The following is a 15,183-nucleotide window of genomic DNA, read 5'->3' as shown; positions in this document are numbered from 1 at the left end:
CGTGGCCGTCGTGAGAGTCATCGTCGTAGGAGCCGGCGTGGTGGGAACCATGCACGCCTGGCACGCAGTCAGCCGCGGCCACGAGGTCGTACAGATCGAGCGCGAGAGCGAGGCGCGCGGGGCGTCGCTCCGCAATTTCGGACAGATATGGGTCAGCGGCCGGGCCGGAGGCGAGGAGCTGGAGACCGCCCTGCGCGCCCGCGAGCTGTGGGAGGGCATCGGGGAGCGGGTGCCCGGCCTCGGCTTCCGGCCGTGCGGCTCGCTGACCCCGCTGCGCACCCCGTACGAGGTCGCCGTCGCCGAGGCGGCCGTCGCCCGGCCCGACGCGGCGGCGCGCGGCTACGAGCTGCTGACCGCCGAGGAGGCGCGGGCGGTCAACCCGGCCCTGCGCGGCGCGTTCACCGCCGCCCTGTGGTGCGAGCGGGACGCGGCGGTCGAGCCGCGCACCGCTCAACTCGCCCTCAAGGAACACCTGCTGGCCTCGGGGAAGTACACCTTCCTCGGCGGCCGTGAGGTGCGCGAGGTCGTCGGGACCGCCTCGGTGCGCGACGACCACGGCGACGTCCACACCGGCGACGCCGTGATCCTCGCGACCGGCGCCTGGCTCGGCGGTCTGGTGCGCGAACTCGCCGGGCCCGACCTGCCCGTCCGCCGCGTCCGCCTCCAGATGATGCAGACCGACCCGCTCGGCGAGCCCCTCACCACCTCGGTGGCCGACGCCGACAGCTTCCGCTACTACCCCGCCTACCGGAGCGAGGCGCTCGACGCCCTTGACGCCGGCCAGCCGCAGGACCCCGTGGCCGCCGAACACCGCATGCAACTCCTCATGGTGCAGCGGCGGGACGGCGGACTGACTATCGGGGACACCCACGAGTACGAGCACCCCTTCGCCTTCGACACCGTCGAGGAGCCCTACGAGCACCTCACGCGGGTCGTCGAAGCCTTCCTCGGCCGGCCGCTGCCGCGCATCCGCCACCGCTGGGCGGGCGTCTACGCCCAGTGCACCGACACCTCGCGCGTCGTCCACCGGCAGCAGGTGCGCGAAGGCGTCTGGCTCGTCACCGGGCCCGGCGGGCGCGGTATGACCTGCTCGCCCGCCATCGCCGAAACGACCGCCGACCACGTGGGCTGGTAACCATCATGACTTCAGCGACACCGACCACCGACCGCCCCTTCGGCCTCGTCGTCCTCGACATGGCGGGGACCACCGTCGCCGACGGCGGCCTCGTCGAGCAGGCGTTCTCGGCCGCCGCCCGACGCCTCGGCGTGCAGCCCGGATCGGAGGAGCACGCACGCCAACTCGCCTATGTGCGGGCCACCATGGGCGAGTCCAAGATCTCCGTGTTCCGGCACCTGTTCGCCACCGAGGACCAGGCCCGGTACGCCAACACCGCTTTCGAGGAGGCGTACGGCGAACTCGTCGACGGCGGCAGCGTCGCCCCGCTCCCCGGCGCCCGCGAGGCCGTCGAACGGCTCACCGCCGAAGGCCGCACCGTCGTCCTGACCACCGGCTTCGCCCGCGTCACCCAGGACGCCATCCTCGCCGCCCTCGGCTGGCAGGACCTCGTCCCCCTCACCCTCTGCCCCGCCGACGCGGGCGGCCGGGGGCGCCCCCACCCGGACATGGTGCTGGCGGCCTTCCTGCGGACCGCCGCCGTGGACGACGTCCGGCGGATCGCGGTGGCCGGTGACACCTCGTACGACATGCTCAGCGGCGTGCGCTCCGGCGCCGGGATCGTCGCCGGAGTCCTCACCGGGGCCCACGACCGGGAGCGGCTGACCCGGCACGGCGCGACCCACGTCCTCGGCTCCGTCGCCGAACTGCCCGACCTCATCGCACGGGCCGAGGCATGAGCGGCGCGACCGGGGCCGCCGCTCCCGCCGGCACGGCCAGGACCACCGCCGCCCCCGCCCGGGGGGCCGAGCCCGCCACCGCCGCTCCCGCGCCCGGCCGGACCGGCCGCGAAACCGCCGTCCGCAGCGGCATCCGCTTCGACGGCGTCACCGTCGCCTACGGCGGGAACACCGTCCTCGACCGGCTCGACCTCACCGTCGAACCCGGCGAGGTGATGGCCCTCCTCGGGCCCTCCGGTTCGGGCAAGACCACCGCCCTGCGCGCCGTCGCCGGTTTCGTCCGGCCCGCCTCCGGACGGGTCTTCCTCGGCGGCCGGGACGTCACCGCCCTGCCCCCGCACCGGCGCGGCATCGGCATGGTCGTCCAGAGCTACGCCCTCTTCCCGCACCTCAAGGTCAAGGACAACGTGGCCTTCGGCCTCAAGGCCCACCGCACCCCGAAGGCCGAGATCCCCGGCCGGGTCACCGAGGCCCTGGAACTCGTCGGCATGGCCGCGTACGCCGACCGCCACCCGCGCGAACTCTCCGGCGGCCAGCAGCAGCGCGTCGCCATCGCCCGGGCGCTCGCCATCCGCCCCGGCGTGCTGCTCCTGGACGAACCGCTCTCCGCGCTCGACGCCCGGCTCCGCTCCGGAATGCTCACCGAACTGGCGCGGCTGCACCGCGAGTTGCCCGACGTCTCGATCCTGTACGTCACCCACGACCAGGTGGAGGCGCTGACCCTGGCCGACCGGATCGCGGTCATGGACCGGGCCCGGCTCCAGGACTGCGGCACCCCCCAGGAGCTGTACCGCCGGCCGCGTACGGAGTTCACCGCCTCGTTCGTCGGCAACGCCAACCTGCTCCCGGTCACCGTGACCGGCGAAGGAGCGGTCGAACTCGGCCGCCGCTCCCTCGCCGTGCCCACCGGCGCCGCCGCCCCGGGGGCCACCGCCACGCTCTGCGTCCGACCGCACCTGGTCGGCCTCGGCGCCGGGCCCAACGCGCTCACCGGCACCGTCACCGAGGTCCAGTGGCGCGGCTCCACCCACCGCGTCCACGCCGACGTCGAGGGGCACCCCGTCATGGCCGACCTCCGCGAACTGCGCGAGCCCCCCGCCCTCGGCGAGCCGGTCACCCTGCACTTCGCGGCCGAGGACGCGGTGCTGCTCCCCGCCGGGGCGGGCGAAGCGGCGGGAGCCCGCGGAACCGCGGGGGTGGGACCGTGACCGCCGCCCCGACCGCCGCCCCCCGGGTCTCCGCCGCACCGGCCCCCGCCCGGTCCCGCTCCGTCCCCGCCTGGGTCTGGGCGCTGCCGCCCGTCGCCGTGCTCGCGCTCGGCTTCCTCTACCCGTTGGCCCTCGTCGTCCAGCAGTCCTTCACCCCCGACGAGGGCGGCGCCTCCCTCGACCCGTACGCCGAGGTCTTCGCCTCCGCCGCCTTCCGCTCCGCGCTCACCACCACCGTATGGCTGGCCCTCGGCTCGACCGCGGGCTGCCTGGTCCTCGGATTCGTCCTCGCGCTGGTCATCGCGTTCGTACCGTTCCCCGGCGGGAAGGCGGTCGCCCGGTTCGTCGACGTCTTCCTCTCCTTCCCGTCCTTCCTCATCACGCTCGCCCTGCTGTTCGTCTACGGCACGGTCGGGATGGCCAACGGGCTCTGGACCGGCGCCACCGGGGCGGCCGAGGGGCCGTTCCACTTCCTGACCACCCCCTGGGGCGTCCTGCTCGCCGAGATCACCTACTTCACCCCGTTCGTGATGCGCCCGCTGCTCGCCGCGTTCTCCCAAATCGAGACCGGGCAGCTGGAAGTGGCCTCCTCGCTCGGCGCCGGCCCCGCCCGGATCATCCGGCAGGTGATCCTGCCCGAGGCGCTCCCGGCCCTCGCGGCGGGCGGCAGCCTCGTCCTGGTGATGTGCCTCAACGAGTTCGGGATCGTCCTGTTCACCGGGGCGAAGGGCGTCACCACGCTGCCGATGCTCGTCTACAGCAAGGCGATCCTGGAGTCGGACTACGCCGCCGCCTGCGTCGTCGCCGTCGTCAACATCGCGATCTCCGTGGGCCTCTACAGCCTCTACCGGGTGGTGAGCCGTCGTGCTGGTGCATAGCCGGGCCGGGAAGTGGGCCACCTGGGCCGTCTTCCTGCTCCTCTTCGTCCCCCTGTTCGCGGTGCCCCTGCTCGTCATCCTCGCCGCGTCCTTCGCCACCCACTGGTCCGGGGCCTTCCCCTCCGGCCCCACCGCCGAGCGCTACGCCGCCGCGACGAGCGGCGACTCGCTCCAGGCCCTGACCACCAGCCTGGTCACGGCCGTCGCCGCGAGCGTGCTGGCCCTCGCCCTGGGCGGCTGGGCGGCCCTCGCCGCCGCCTCCCTCCGCACGCGCGGAAAGCGGCTCCTGGACGCCCTGTTCATCCTGCCGGTCGCCGTGCCCTCGGTGGTCGTCGGCCTCGCGGTGCTGGTCGCCTACAGCCGGCCGCCCGTCCTGCTCAACGGGACGCGGTGGATCGTGATCCTCGCCCACACCATCCTGGTCACCGCCTTCGCCTACCAGTCGGTCGCCGCCGCCGTGCGCCGCCTCGACCCGGTCTACGAACAGGCCGCCGCCGGCCTCGGCGCGAGCCCGGCCCGCGTCCTGTGGCGGGTGAGGCTGCCGCTGCTGCTGCCCTCGCTCACCTCCGCCGCCGGACTCTGCTTCGCCCTGTCCATGGGGGAGTTGAGCGCCACGATGATGCTCTACCCGCCGGACTGGACCCCGCTGCCGGTGCACATCTTCGCCGCCACCGACCGGGGTTCCCTCTTCACCGGCGCCGCCCTCGCCGTGGTCCTGATGACGACGACGCTCCTCGTCCTCGCCGCCGTCTCCCGCATCCGGACCCGCGCCTCCTACCGCTGACCCCCCCCGCACTTCCGTTCTCAGGAGAACCCCATGCGCATCCCCGCCCGCACCCTCGCCCTGCCCCTGGCCGCCTGCGCGGCCCTCGCCCTCACCGCCTGCGGCGGCTCCTCCGCCGCCTCCGACGAGAAGTCCGTCACCGTCTACAGCGCCGACGGCCTCAAGGGCGAGAACGGCGACGGCTGGTACGACAAGGTCTTCAAGGACTTCGAGAAGAAGACCGGCATCACGGTGAAGTACGTCGAGGGCGGTTCCGGCGAGATGGTCCAGCGCGCCGCCCGGGAGAAGTCCAACACCCAGGCCGACGTCCTCGTCACCCTGCCGCCCTTCATCCAGCAGGCCGACGCCAAGGGGCTGTTGACCGCGTACGAGCCGAAGGGCGCCGACCGGGTCGACGGCGCCGACCGCGCGGCCGACGGCAAGTGGACCTCCGTCGTCAACAACTACTTCGGCTTCGTCCACAACACCGAGGAGCTGAAGACCCCGCCCCGTACCTGGGAGGAGCTGCTCGCCCCCGCCTACAAGGAGAAGATCCAGTACTCCACGCCCGGCGTCGCGGGCGACGGGACCGCCGTCCTCATCAAGGCCATGCACGACTTCGGCGGGCAGGAGCCGGCCATGGAGTACCTGAAGAAGCTCCAGGCCAACAACGTCGGCCCCTCCGCCTCCACCGGGAAGCTCGCCCCCAAGGTCGACAAAGGCGAACTCCTCGTCGCCAACGGGGACGTCCAGATGAACTTCGCCCAGTCCAAGGACATGCCCAACCTCGGCATCTGGTTCCCCGCCAAGGGCGGCGGCAAGCCCACCAGCTTCGCCCTCCCGTACGCGGCGGGGCTCGTCGCGAACGCCCCGCACGGCGAGAACGGCAAGAAGCTGCTCGACTTCATGCTCTCCGAGCAGGCCCAGCGCGACGTCAGCGCGGTCGGCGGCGGGTTCGCCGCCCGCAAGGACATCGAGGCCACCGACGCCAACGCCGTCGAACTGGCCGCGCTGATGGAGGGCGTGGAGATCTTCGAGCCCGACTGGTCGGACATCGGCGCCAACCTCGACACGTACATCGACGCCTGGAAGTCGGCCACCGGAAGCTGACCGGCCACCTCTCCGCCACGGATCCCTGCCAAGGTCTGGACCCGGCCCGGACATCTCGCGAAGGTAACGGGTCCGGTCCAGCACCACGTTCACGTCCGGCCCCGATCGACCCGCCCCCTCTCCCTGGAGGAACACGTGTCCCGGTCCCCGTCCCGACGCTCCGTCCTCGCCGCCACCGCCGCCGCCACGGCCGCCGCCGTCGCCCCGCTCGCCACCGCCGCCCCGGCCCGCGCCGCCGCCCCCGCCCTCCCGGAGGGCACCAGCAAGGACAAGGTGCTCGTCGTCGGGATGGACGGGCTGCGCCACGACGTCATCGCCGCCGCCGACGCCCCGCACCTCAAGGCGATGATGGCCGCCGGGACGTACGGCACCTCGCTGCTGTACGCCAACCCGATGGCCGCCACCTCCTCCGGCCCCGGCTGGTCGACCGTCTCCACCGGCGTCTGGCCCGACAAGCACGGCGTCAAGGACAACTCCTTCGCGGGGAAGAACTACGCGAGGTACCCCGGCTTCCTCGCCCGCCTCGCCCAGGTCCGCCCCCAGTTCTCCACCTACGCCGCCGTCGACTGGAAGCCGCTGGACGCCCAGGGGACCGTCACCCCGGGCGCCGACGCCACACTCGTCCTCGACGGCGACCGCGACGGCTACACCGGCCACGACGCCACCATCGCCGCCGAGACGGAGTCCATCCTCCGGAACCAGAACCCGGACGTGCTCTTCGTCTACTTCGGCCAGACCGACATCGCCGGGCACAACTCCGGGGCGGCCAGCGCCGCCTACCGACAGGCGATCGCGGTCCAGGACGGACACCTCGGCCGCCTCCTCGCCGCCATCGAGGCCCGCCCCTCCTACGCCGCCGAACGGTGGACCGTCATCGTCACCACCGACCACGGCCACACCGACGCGGGCGGCCACGGCGGCAGCGCCGTCGAGGAGCGCCGCACCTTCGTCCTCGCCCAGGGCCCCGGCATCGCGGCCGGCGCCCGCCCCGCCGACACCCGGCTCGTGGACGTCGCCGCCACCGTCTTCCACCAGCTCGGCATCGTCCCCGACCCCGCCTGGGGGCTGGACGGCAGACCGATCCAGGAACGCTCCGCCGACCCGTTCGAGACGCTGTACCCGGCGCTCACCGGCCGCGCCGACGAGACCGGCATCCCGGCCGGGGTCCTCGGCTGGACCCGCACCGCGCCCAGCGGCTGGTCCGTCGTCAACTCCGCGATGGGCACCGGGGGCGTGGCCGAGTGGCGCGGCTGGTCCTTCGCCACCGACGAGTTCTGGAGCCGCAGCCAGCGCGACCAGTCCCGCGAGCTGAACGTCCGCTCACGCGGCATCTTCGCGGTGGCGGACTCCGACGAGTGGGCCGACAAGGCGTCCTCCGGACCGTACGACTCCACCCTCGTCACCCCGGCGTACGCCGTCTCCGGCAAGTCCGCCGTGACCCTCGGCTTCACCACCCACTACCGGCAGGAGGGCGGCCAGAGCGCCCGCGTCCTCGCCTCCTGGAACGGCGGGACGCCCGTCGAGGTGAAGCGGTACGCCTCCGACGTGATCGCGCAGCCCCAGGCGCTGACCCTGGACGTGCCGCCCGGGGCGGCCAACGTGAGCTTCCGCTTCCACTACACCGGCAGCAACAACTGGTACTGGGTGATCGACGGGGTCGGGATCACCACGGCCTAATTATGCTGGGGGTGCCGGGACGGCGTGGTCCGGGCACCCCCAAGCACGCAGTGCGTACGGCAGGAGTCCCGACACATGGCAGAGCGCAAGCCCATCACTTCCTGGCTGACCGACATGGACGGCGTCCTCATCCACGAGGGCACCCCCATCCCCGGCGCCGACGCCTTCATCAAGCGGCTGCGGGATTCCGGGCTGCCCTTTCTCGTCCTCACCAACAACTCCATCTACACCGCGCGCGACCTGCACGCCCGGCTCAAGCGCATGGGCCTGGACGTGCCCGTGGAGAACATCTGGACCTCCGCCCTCGCCACCGCCCAGTTCCTGGACGACCAGCGCCCCGGCGGCACCGCGTACGTCATCGGGGAGGCCGGCCTCACCACCGCCCTGCACGACATCGGGTACGTCCTCACCGACCACGACCCGGACTACGTGGTGCTCGGCGAGACCCGGACGTACAGCTTCGAGGCGCTGACCAAGGCGATCCGGCTGATCAACGCCGGCGCCCGCTTCATCTGCACCAACCCCGACGAGACCGGTCCCTCCGCCGAGGGCCCGCTGCCCGCGACCGGCTCGGTCGCCGCCCTCATCACCAAGGCCACCGGCAAGGACCCGTACTTCGCGGGCAAGCCCAACCCGCTGATGATGCGGACCGGGCTCAACGCCATCGGCGCGCACTCCGAGACCAGCGCGATGATCGGCGACCGGATGGACACCGACGTGCTGGCGGGGCTGGAAGCGGGAATGCAGACCTTCCTGGTCCTCACCGGGCTCACCACCGTCGCGGACATCGACCGCTACCCCTTCGGCCCGTCCCACGTCGTCGAGTCGATCGCGGACCTGGTCGACCTGATCGACCTTCCGGACCAGGTGGACCAGGGGGACCAGGTGGACCAGGGGAACCAGCCGGGGGCGGCGGACCCCGCCTGACCCCGCCTGACCCGGTCGGCCCCGCCCTGACCTGCGGGGATCGCATCCGCAGCCGACCGGGGAACGCGTCCGGCGTCACCCGGACGGAGGACTGCGGATGCGGGCCGCCGCCGCAGAGCCGAACCTTCCCGTAGGAGGTTCACGATGCGTTCCATGCCCATCACGTTCTGTGCGGTGGCGGCGTCCGCGCTCATAGCCGTCCCCGCCCCCGTCGCCCTGGCGTCACCGGCCGCCCCGGCCGGTGACGACGACCGGCGCACCGGCACCGTCTCGATCACCCCGTCCACGACCGCCCCGGGCGCGGAGGTGGAACTCTGGACCGACGCCTGCGGCAGAGGCCGCCACGCCAAGGGCAACTCCGACGCCTTCGCCTCGGTCGCCCACTTCCGGCCCGCCGACGACAAGGGCCTCTTCGCCCGGGCCCGCATCCGGTCCGACGCCGAACCCCGCTCCTACGACGTCTGGGTGACGTGCGAGGACAGCGGCGGCCGGGCCACCGGCGCCCTCACCGTCGTCCACCACACCCGGCCCTCGCCCGCCGCACCCGTCAAGGCGGGCGGCGGAGGCGCCGCCACCCTCGCCGAACGGTCCGCCGAAGCGCAGGGGCCCGGCATCCGGCACGCGGTGACCGGACTGGTGCTCGCCGCCGTCGCGGCCGTCGCCGTCGCCCTGCGCACCTCGCGCCGGCGCCGCGGCCCGGCCGGCAGCTGAGATGAGCGCCCCGGACCGCCCGGCAGGCAACGGGCGACTGCTCACCGGAGTGACCTGGGCCGTGCTCCTGCTCGGCCTGTGGCTCTGGGGCAAGGAGGCCGGCGGCGGGTTCGGCGGACTGTCCGGCCCCACCACGGGGGACGTGGCCGCGGTCGGCCGCCCCTTCGGCGCCTCGCTGCCCCCGGCCCACGACCCGCTCGACGGGTCGGCCCCCGAACGCGTGGAGGTCCCCTCCGTGGGGATCGCGGCCCCCGTCGTCGCACGCGGCCTCGACGGGGACGGGGCCGTCGACCCGCCCCCGTACGGCATGCCGAAGACCGCCGGCTGGTACGGCGACGGCACCCGGCCCGGCGCGGAGGGGACGGCCCTGTTCGTCGGCCACGTCGACACCGACACCGAACCGGCGGTCTTCTACGGGCTCAGCGCGGTGAAGCCGGGCGCCCGGATCGAGGTCGCCCGGGCGGACGGAAGCGTCGCCGAGTTCACCGTGGACGACGTCCGACTCGTCACCCGCGAACGCTTCGACGCGCAGAAGGTGTACGGGCCCCGCCAGGAGGGCCGGGCCGAGCTGCGGCTGATCACCTGCGGCGGGAAGTACGACCCGGCGACCCGCTCGTACACGGCGAACGTGGTCGTCTCGGCCTACCTCACCGGCGCGCAGGACGCGCGGGGCGGCGGGGACGGCGACCGGGGCGGCGGCGAGCACGCCCAGGCCGCGGCCGTCACCGGCCGCACCTGAGCCCCCCCGCCGTCCTCGTAGCCGTCGGCACGTCCCACCCGGCCCGGCCGGCCGCCTCCCAGGGGGCGCGCCCGCCGGGCCGGTCCTCGACCGCGTGCGCCCGGCCGCTGTGCCAGGATGGAACGGACCGGCAGCACATCGGTGCGACCGATGAGGAACAGTGCAGGCAGCACGCCCGAGGGGGAGTGGATGTACAGCGGTGACACCGGCCGGTCCCGGACGCGCGGGCGTGCGACGGCCCTGCGGGCGGCCGGTACGGCGGCGGCGCTCGGAGCGGCCCTGCTGCTGGCGGGATGCTCCGGCGACGGGGACGGCGGCGACAGGAAGAGCGCGTCGGCCATCGGCCAGCAGCCCAAGGACCAGGACCCGTACTGGGTCAACCCCGACGGCAACGCGGCCCGCCAGGTCGAGGCGTACACCAAGGACGGCGACGAGAAGAACGCCGAGCTGATCCGGAAGATCGCCCGGCAGCCGGTCGGCGAGTGGATCGGCCCGGACAACCCCGAGAACGAGGTCAGGGGCGTCACCGAGGCGGCCGCCGCCGCCGACCGTGAGGCTCTGCTGGTCCTCTACAACGTCCCGCACCGCGACTGCGGCCAGTTCTCCAAGGGCGGCGCCTCCGACGGCGACGCCTACCGCGCCTGGCTGGACCGCGTCGCCCGGGGCATCGGGGACCGCGCCGCCACCGTGATCCTGGAGCCGGACGCCCTGCTCCACCTGGTGGACGGCTGCACGCCCCAGGAGTTCCACGAGGAGCGCTACGACCTCCTCAAGGGCGCGATCCAGCGGCTGAAGCGGCAGCCCGCCACCAAGGTCTACCTGGACGCGGGCAACGCCGGCTGGCAGTCGCCCGACGCGCTCTACCAGCCGCTCCAGCGCGCCGGGATCGCCGAGGCGGACGGCTTCTCGCTCAACGTCTCCAACTTCCAGACCACGGCCGTCACCACGGAGTTCGGCAGGAAGCTGTCGGAGAAGATCGGCAACAAGCCGTTCGTCATCGACACCAGCCGCAACGGCAACGGCCCCTACACGGGCGGCGATCCCGCCGAGAGCTGGTGCAACCCGCCCGGCCGCGCGCTGGGCGAGCCCCCGACCACGCGGACGGGCGACGAGCTGGTCGACGCCTACCTGTGGATCAAGCGCCCCGGCGAGTCGGACGGCGACTGCAAGGGCGGCCCGAAGGCCGGCGAGTGGTGGCCGGAGTACGCGCTGGGGCTGGCCCGCGCCACGAAGTAGCCCGCGCACGGCGAAGGCCGCGTCCCGCAGGAGCACGTGCCGCGGGACGCGGCCTTCGCCGTGTACGCACGTGCTCCCCGCGGGCACGCCGTGCGGAGGCAGGGCCCTACTCGGGCACCTCCACCCACATGCCCTCGGACGGGGTGCCCCGGTCGTCGGTGACGAACAGCATGTACCAGCCGGACGGCACCAGCGCCGGGTTGTCCGGCACGGTGACGGTGATCCCGTCCTTCGACTTCTCCATCTCCAGCGCGATCGTGCGCTGGTCGGTGTCGGTGACATGGGTGACCGCGGAGGGCCGCATCAGCTTCGCCGAGGTGATCCTGGAGGCGTGCTGCGTGGTGAACAGGCCGGTGGAGCCGCGCTCGATCTTCTCGGGCCCGGCCGTCAGCTCCGGCCGGGAGTCCCGGTAGAGGTAGGGCGGGGTGTAGATCTCGATCCGCTGCTCGAAGACGCCGGGACGGGTGTTGGCCTTGTCCGAGAAGAGCGAGTCCGATCCGAAGATCATGACCCGGCCGTCCGGCAGCAGCACCGATCCCGAGTGGTAGTTCCGCCCGACCGCCGGGTCCGCGACCCGCTTGTAGGTGTCCGTCCTCGCGTCGTACAGCCGGGCCTGGAGGACGTCCGAGCCGCTGCGGCCCCGGTAGTCGCTGGAGCCGCCGGTGACCAGCAGGGAGTCGTCGGGCAGCAGGGAGGCGCTGGGGTAGCGGGTGCCCTCGGAGAGGGACGCGCCGTCGGTGAACCGCGGGTTCTTCTCCGTGAGGTCGACCAGCCGGGACTTCTCGCTGGACTTCTCCGACTCGCCGACCCCGCCGCCGCCGATCACCATGAACTTCTGGTCCTGGGCCGGGGGCAGCCGCACGGTGGCCGAGGTCTCCATCCGGTCCGGGTCGCTGAGCCCGGGGATCTTCTTGAACTTGTTGGTCGCGAGGTCCCAGACGCCCGGGTCGCGGCCCACGTCCGCCGGACCGTATCCGGCGTTGGAGCCGGAGTAGAACAGCTTACCGTCGTCGAGCAGGAAGACCGCCGGGTAGGTGGGGAAGCGCCGCTCGATGCCGGTGTACTCCCACTTCTTGGTCTTCGGGTCGTAGATCTCGTCCTTGCCGGGGACGATCTGCCCGATCTCGTCCAGACCCGACAGCGCGAGGACCTTGCCGTCCTCCAGCGTCGTCAGCGTCGGGTACCAGCGGGCTTCCTTCATCGGATCGACGGGTATGTACTTCTCCGCGACCGGGTCGAACTCGAAGGCCTCCCGGATCCCCTGGAAGTCCTTCTTGTCCAGTGCCAGCTTCTGCGCGATGCCGTAGACGTTGCGGGTGTCCGAGCCGGACAGGCCCGCCACCCGGTAGTTGTCCTCGGTGCCGGTCTCGTACTCCTTGCCGGTCTTCTGCGCCTCGACGTAGATCCGGCCGAGCCCGGGGTCGTTGCGCAGGAACGCGCCGGTCTCCTCGTCGAAGACCTTCTTGGCCTTCTCGACCAGGACCGGGTCCTTGGAGACGAACGTCTTCCCGTTCTCCTTGCCGGTGAACCGGGTGCCCGCGGGCAGGGTGATCGGCTTGTCCGGGTCCTCGTTGTGGACGATCATCAGGCCGCCGGCCTTGGTGACGTCGCCCTGGAGTTTCTCGTACCGCTTGGTGCCGCCGGCGATGAGGAGCTTGCCGTCGGGCAGCTGGGTGTGGCCGGCGCAGAACATGTCCTCGGGGGTGGGGATGTCCTTGAAGACGTCGGTCTTCGGATCCCACAGCACCGAGCGGAAGCTCTTCGCGTCGAAGTTCTTCTGGTTGTTCCCGGAGCCCGCGACGAGCAGCACCTTGCCGGTGTGCAGCAGCGCCGCGTGGATCGTGTTGATCCGGTGCTCGGAGGGGATGTCCAGGAAGTCCCAGTGGCCGTTGGCCGCCTTGTACTCCGGCTTGTTGATCGTGTACTCGTGGTAGCGCTCGGTGCTGAAACGGTACAGCCACGGCCCGTTCGCCCCCGCGAGCGCGAGAACCACCGCCGTACTGATCGCCAGGCGGCGGGTACGGCGGCTCGGACGGTACTTCATTTCTTACGTCCCCCAAGGGCGATCTGCATGGTCTGGTCGTTGCCGGGCGCGCCGGGCAGGGGAGCGGGACGCGGCCGCGGAGCCGGTCCGCCGCTGCGGTGGGATCCACCGGAGCGCCGCTTCTTCTTCTCGGCGCGGATCGTGTACCGCCAGCCGATGATCGGCGCGGCGGTGATCAGCAGCGCCAGCGTGGCCCAGGTGACCATCGCGGGGTGGCTGTGGCCCAGGAAGAACGAGGCGATCATCGAGGCGCCGAAGACGACGATGAAGAACAGGTGGATGCGGAAGGTGCCGAAGAGGGTGTCCGGGCTGGAGGAGTCGCCCTTGGGGGTCACCACGAACGAGCTCTTGCGGCGCAGCACCGCGTCCATCAGCGAGCGGGCGTAGATCGGCGCGGAGAGCGCGGACATCACCATGCCGGCCAGGCCGCCGGAGCCCTCGGGCTCGTGCGGCGAGACGTTGTGGCGGCGGTTCCAGATGTACAGGCCGATCTGGAGCGCGGAGGCGTTGCCGTAGAGCATCATCCAGATCGTCGGGTCGATCTGGACGCCGGAGGCGCCCATGCCGAGGAAGAGCGCGCAACTGAGGGCCGCGAGGATCCAGTTCAGCGCCGACATCGGGTAGAAGATGATCATCATCGTGTAGTTGAAGAGCTTCCCGGCGGGCATGGTCCCGAAGCCCTTCCAGAACTGCCCGATGATCGTCTCGTACGTCCCCCTCGACCACCGCAGCTGCTGGGTGAAGAAGTCCGTCCACGCGGTCGGGCCCTCGCCGACGGCCAGCACGTCCGGGGTGTAGACCGAGCGCCATTTCCTGCCGGTGGCGGGGTTGCGGTGGCGGTGGATCTCGAAACCGGTGGCCATGTCCTCGGTGATCGAGTCGTAGAGGCCGCCGATCTGCTTGAGCGCCGAGATGCGGACCGCGTTGCTGGTGCCGACGAACATGGGCGCGCCGTAGCGGTTGCCCGCGCGCTGGATCAGGGCGTGGAAGAGGAACTGCTGCGACTCGGCGGCCTTGGTGACGAAGGTGTCGTAGTTGCCGTAGACCTGCGGGCCGATGACGAAGCCGACGTCCGGGTCGCGGAAGTAGCCGAGCATTCGCTCCAGGTAGTTCGCCATCGGGACGTGGTCGGTGTCGACCGAGGCGAAGAAGTCGTAGTCGCCGCCGTGCGCGTCCAGCCAGGCGTTGTAGTTGCCGTGCTTGGTCTTGGCGCGGTGGGGGCCCTTGGCCTGGTTCCAGTGGGCCACGCCCTTGCGGGAGAAGTGGTGCACGCCGAGCCGGGCGCAGACCTCCTTGACCGCCGGGTCGTCGCCCTCGTCGAGCAGCCAGACGTGCATCAGACCGCGGTGGCGGATGCGCACGGCCGCCTCCAGGGTCTTCGTCACCATCTCCAGCGGCTCCTTGCCGGGGACGAAGGAGGTGAGGAAGGCGACCTTGGTGCCGGATTCCGGCACCACCGGGACCGGGTCGCGGGCGACCAGGGTGGCGTGGGCGTTGGAGAGGACGTTCATCGTGCGGAACAGCTCGATCAGACCGATCGAGACCAGCATGACGATGTCGAGGGCCAGCAGGAGGTCGTTGTCCAGGTTGGGATCGCGGTCCGTCCAGTGGCCGGGCTGCATCAGCCAGACGAAGAGGCCGAGCGAGACGAGAGGAGCCGCGCCGAGCAGGAGTGCCGCGCGCACCCGGTGCGGCTCCTGGGATATGAGCGAGCGGTACTGGACCTTGTACGGCTTGCCCGCGGGGGGCTGCGTCAGCGGTCCGGCGAGCCGGCTGTAGTGCTCGTAGTCGTAGCGCGGCAGCTCCTTCCCGGCCCGCCTCCGCGCCGCGCCGGCCCGCAGCTGCGCCGGTATCCGGAGCTGCGTCGTCCGGGAAGCGTCGTTCTCCTGCCGGTCGCCTGGCGGCGTCGACGTCATGGGTCATCCCCCCGCACGCATGCTGGTGCGTGACTGGATCGGTCTCGTCGTGCGCGGTGGATCCCCGTTCTTCACCGGGCACGCACACGGTGGCGAGCCACCGTCCCCACAGACGGGGAT

The 15,183-nt window shown here is 72.3% G+C and carries 13 protein-coding genes; 11 read left to right on the top strand and 2 right to left on the bottom strand.

The window, feature by feature from the left end:
* The first annotated feature begins 10 nt into the window (after positions 1-10).
* From AMK24_RS07855 to AMK24_RS07805, 11 genes are all read left to right on the top strand, one after another.
* The gene (locus AMK24_RS07855) at positions 11-1,135 is read left to right on the top strand and encodes a TIGR03364 family FAD-dependent oxidoreductase (protein WP_073766735.1); all 1,125 of its coding nucleotides are present in this window, start codon (positions 11-13) and stop codon (positions 1,133-1,135) included.
* Between the two features lie 5 nt (positions 1,136-1,140).
* Entirely contained in the window at positions 1,141-1,854 is a 714-nt protein-coding gene (locus tag AMK24_RS07850; RefSeq protein ID WP_073766395.1) for a phosphonatase-like hydrolase, read from the top strand.
* Positions 1,851-3,062 carry an ABC transporter ATP-binding protein gene (locus AMK24_RS07845; RefSeq protein WP_242435030.1) on the top strand — a complete coding sequence of 404 codons (1,212 nt, stop codon included), beginning with the start codon at positions 1,851-1,853 and terminating at the stop codon, positions 3,060-3,062. The genes AMK24_RS07850 and AMK24_RS07845 overlap by 4 nt, the downstream gene beginning before the upstream one ends.
* Positions 3,059-3,940, top strand: a complete 882-nt coding sequence (locus tag AMK24_RS07840; RefSeq protein ID WP_073766393.1) for a 2-aminoethylphosphonate ABC transporter permease subunit — start codon at positions 3,059-3,061, stop codon at positions 3,938-3,940. The genes AMK24_RS07845 and AMK24_RS07840 overlap by 4 nt, the downstream gene beginning before the upstream one ends.
* On the top strand, positions 3,927-4,724 hold the full coding sequence (locus AMK24_RS07835) for an ABC transporter permease (protein ID WP_073766391.1): 798 nt from the start codon (positions 3,927-3,929) through the stop codon (positions 4,722-4,724). The genes AMK24_RS07840 and AMK24_RS07835 overlap by 14 nt, the downstream gene beginning before the upstream one ends.
* 33 nt (positions 4,725-4,757) lie before the next feature.
* Positions 4,758-5,813, top strand: coding sequence for a 2-aminoethylphosphonate ABC transporter substrate-binding protein (locus tag AMK24_RS07830; RefSeq protein WP_073766389.1), 1,056 nt, complete (start codon positions 4,758-4,760; stop codon positions 5,811-5,813).
* Between the two features lie 135 nt (positions 5,814-5,948).
* The gene (locus AMK24_RS07825) at positions 5,949-7,490 is read left to right on the top strand and encodes an alkaline phosphatase family protein (RefSeq protein WP_073766387.1); all 1,542 of its coding nucleotides are present in this window, start codon (positions 5,949-5,951) and stop codon (positions 7,488-7,490) included.
* A gap of 75 nt (positions 7,491-7,565) precedes the next feature.
* Positions 7,566-8,417, top strand: a complete 852-nt coding sequence (locus AMK24_RS07820) for an HAD-IIA family hydrolase (RefSeq protein ID WP_073766385.1) — start codon at positions 7,566-7,568, stop codon at positions 8,415-8,417.
* Positions 8,418-8,561: 144 nt separating this feature from the next.
* Complete coding sequence (locus tag AMK24_RS07815; protein ID WP_073766383.1) at positions 8,562-9,128, top strand: hypothetical protein; 567 nt, start codon at positions 8,562-8,564, stop codon at positions 9,126-9,128.
* Between the two features lies 1 nt (position 9,129).
* A complete protein-coding gene (locus AMK24_RS07810; protein ID WP_073766381.1) occupies positions 9,130-9,867 on the top strand; it encodes a class F sortase in 738 nt (245 codons plus the stop codon).
* A 189-nt stretch (positions 9,868-10,056) separates the two neighbouring features.
* Entirely contained in the window at positions 10,057-11,103 is a 1,047-nt protein-coding gene (locus AMK24_RS07805; protein ID WP_073766379.1) for a glycoside hydrolase family 6 protein, read from the top strand.
* A gap of 106 nt (positions 11,104-11,209) precedes the next feature.
* Here AMK24_RS07805 and AMK24_RS07800 read toward each other — a convergent pair whose 3' ends face one another.
* Entirely contained in the window at positions 11,210-13,147 is a 1,938-nt protein-coding gene (locus AMK24_RS07800) for a kelch motif-containing protein (RefSeq protein WP_073766377.1), read from the bottom strand.
* Positions 13,144-15,063, bottom strand: coding sequence for a glycosyltransferase family 2 protein (locus AMK24_RS07795; protein ID WP_073766375.1), 1,920 nt, complete (start codon positions 15,061-15,063; stop codon positions 13,144-13,146). Before AMK24_RS07795 ends, AMK24_RS07800 begins: the two co-directional genes overlap by 4 nt.
* Positions 15,064-15,183: the final 120 nt, after the last annotated feature.

This window comes from Streptomyces sp. CB02366 (assembly GCF_001905905.1).
Classification (GTDB): Bacteria; Actinomycetota; Actinomycetes; order Streptomycetales; family Streptomycetaceae; genus Streptomyces.
The sequence above is the reverse complement of the archived record's forward strand: the minus strand, read 5'-3'. Positions and strand labels throughout refer to the sequence as shown.

Excerpts from the sequence above, each read along its gene's own strand:
- AMK24_RS07800 (WP_073766377.1), bottom strand. The coding sequence starts at position 13,147 with ATGAAGTACCGTCCGAGCCGCCGTACCCGCCGCCTGGCGATCAGTACG.
- AMK24_RS07795 (WP_073766375.1), bottom strand. The coding sequence starts at position 15,063 with ATGACGTCGACGCCGCCAGGCGACCGGCAGGAGAACGACGCTTCCCGG.
- AMK24_RS07850 (WP_073766395.1), top strand. The coding sequence starts at position 1,141 with ATGACTTCAGCGACACCGACCACCGACCGCCCCTTCGGCCTCGTCGTC.
- AMK24_RS07810 (WP_073766381.1), top strand. The coding sequence starts at position 9,130 with ATGAGCGCCCCGGACCGCCCGGCAGGCAACGGGCGACTGCTCACCGGA.
- AMK24_RS07845 (WP_242435030.1), top strand. The coding sequence starts at position 1,851 with ATGAGCGGCGCGACCGGGGCCGCCGCTCCCGCCGGCACGGCCAGGACC.
- AMK24_RS07830 (WP_073766389.1), top strand. The coding sequence starts at position 4,758 with ATGCGCATCCCCGCCCGCACCCTCGCCCTGCCCCTGGCCGCCTGCGCG.
- AMK24_RS07805 (WP_073766379.1), top strand. The coding sequence starts at position 10,057 with ATGTACAGCGGTGACACCGGCCGGTCCCGGACGCGCGGGCGTGCGACG.
- AMK24_RS07815 (WP_073766383.1), top strand. The coding sequence starts at position 8,562 with ATGCGTTCCATGCCCATCACGTTCTGTGCGGTGGCGGCGTCCGCGCTC.
- AMK24_RS07820 (WP_073766385.1), top strand. The coding sequence starts at position 7,566 with ATGGCAGAGCGCAAGCCCATCACTTCCTGGCTGACCGACATGGACGGC.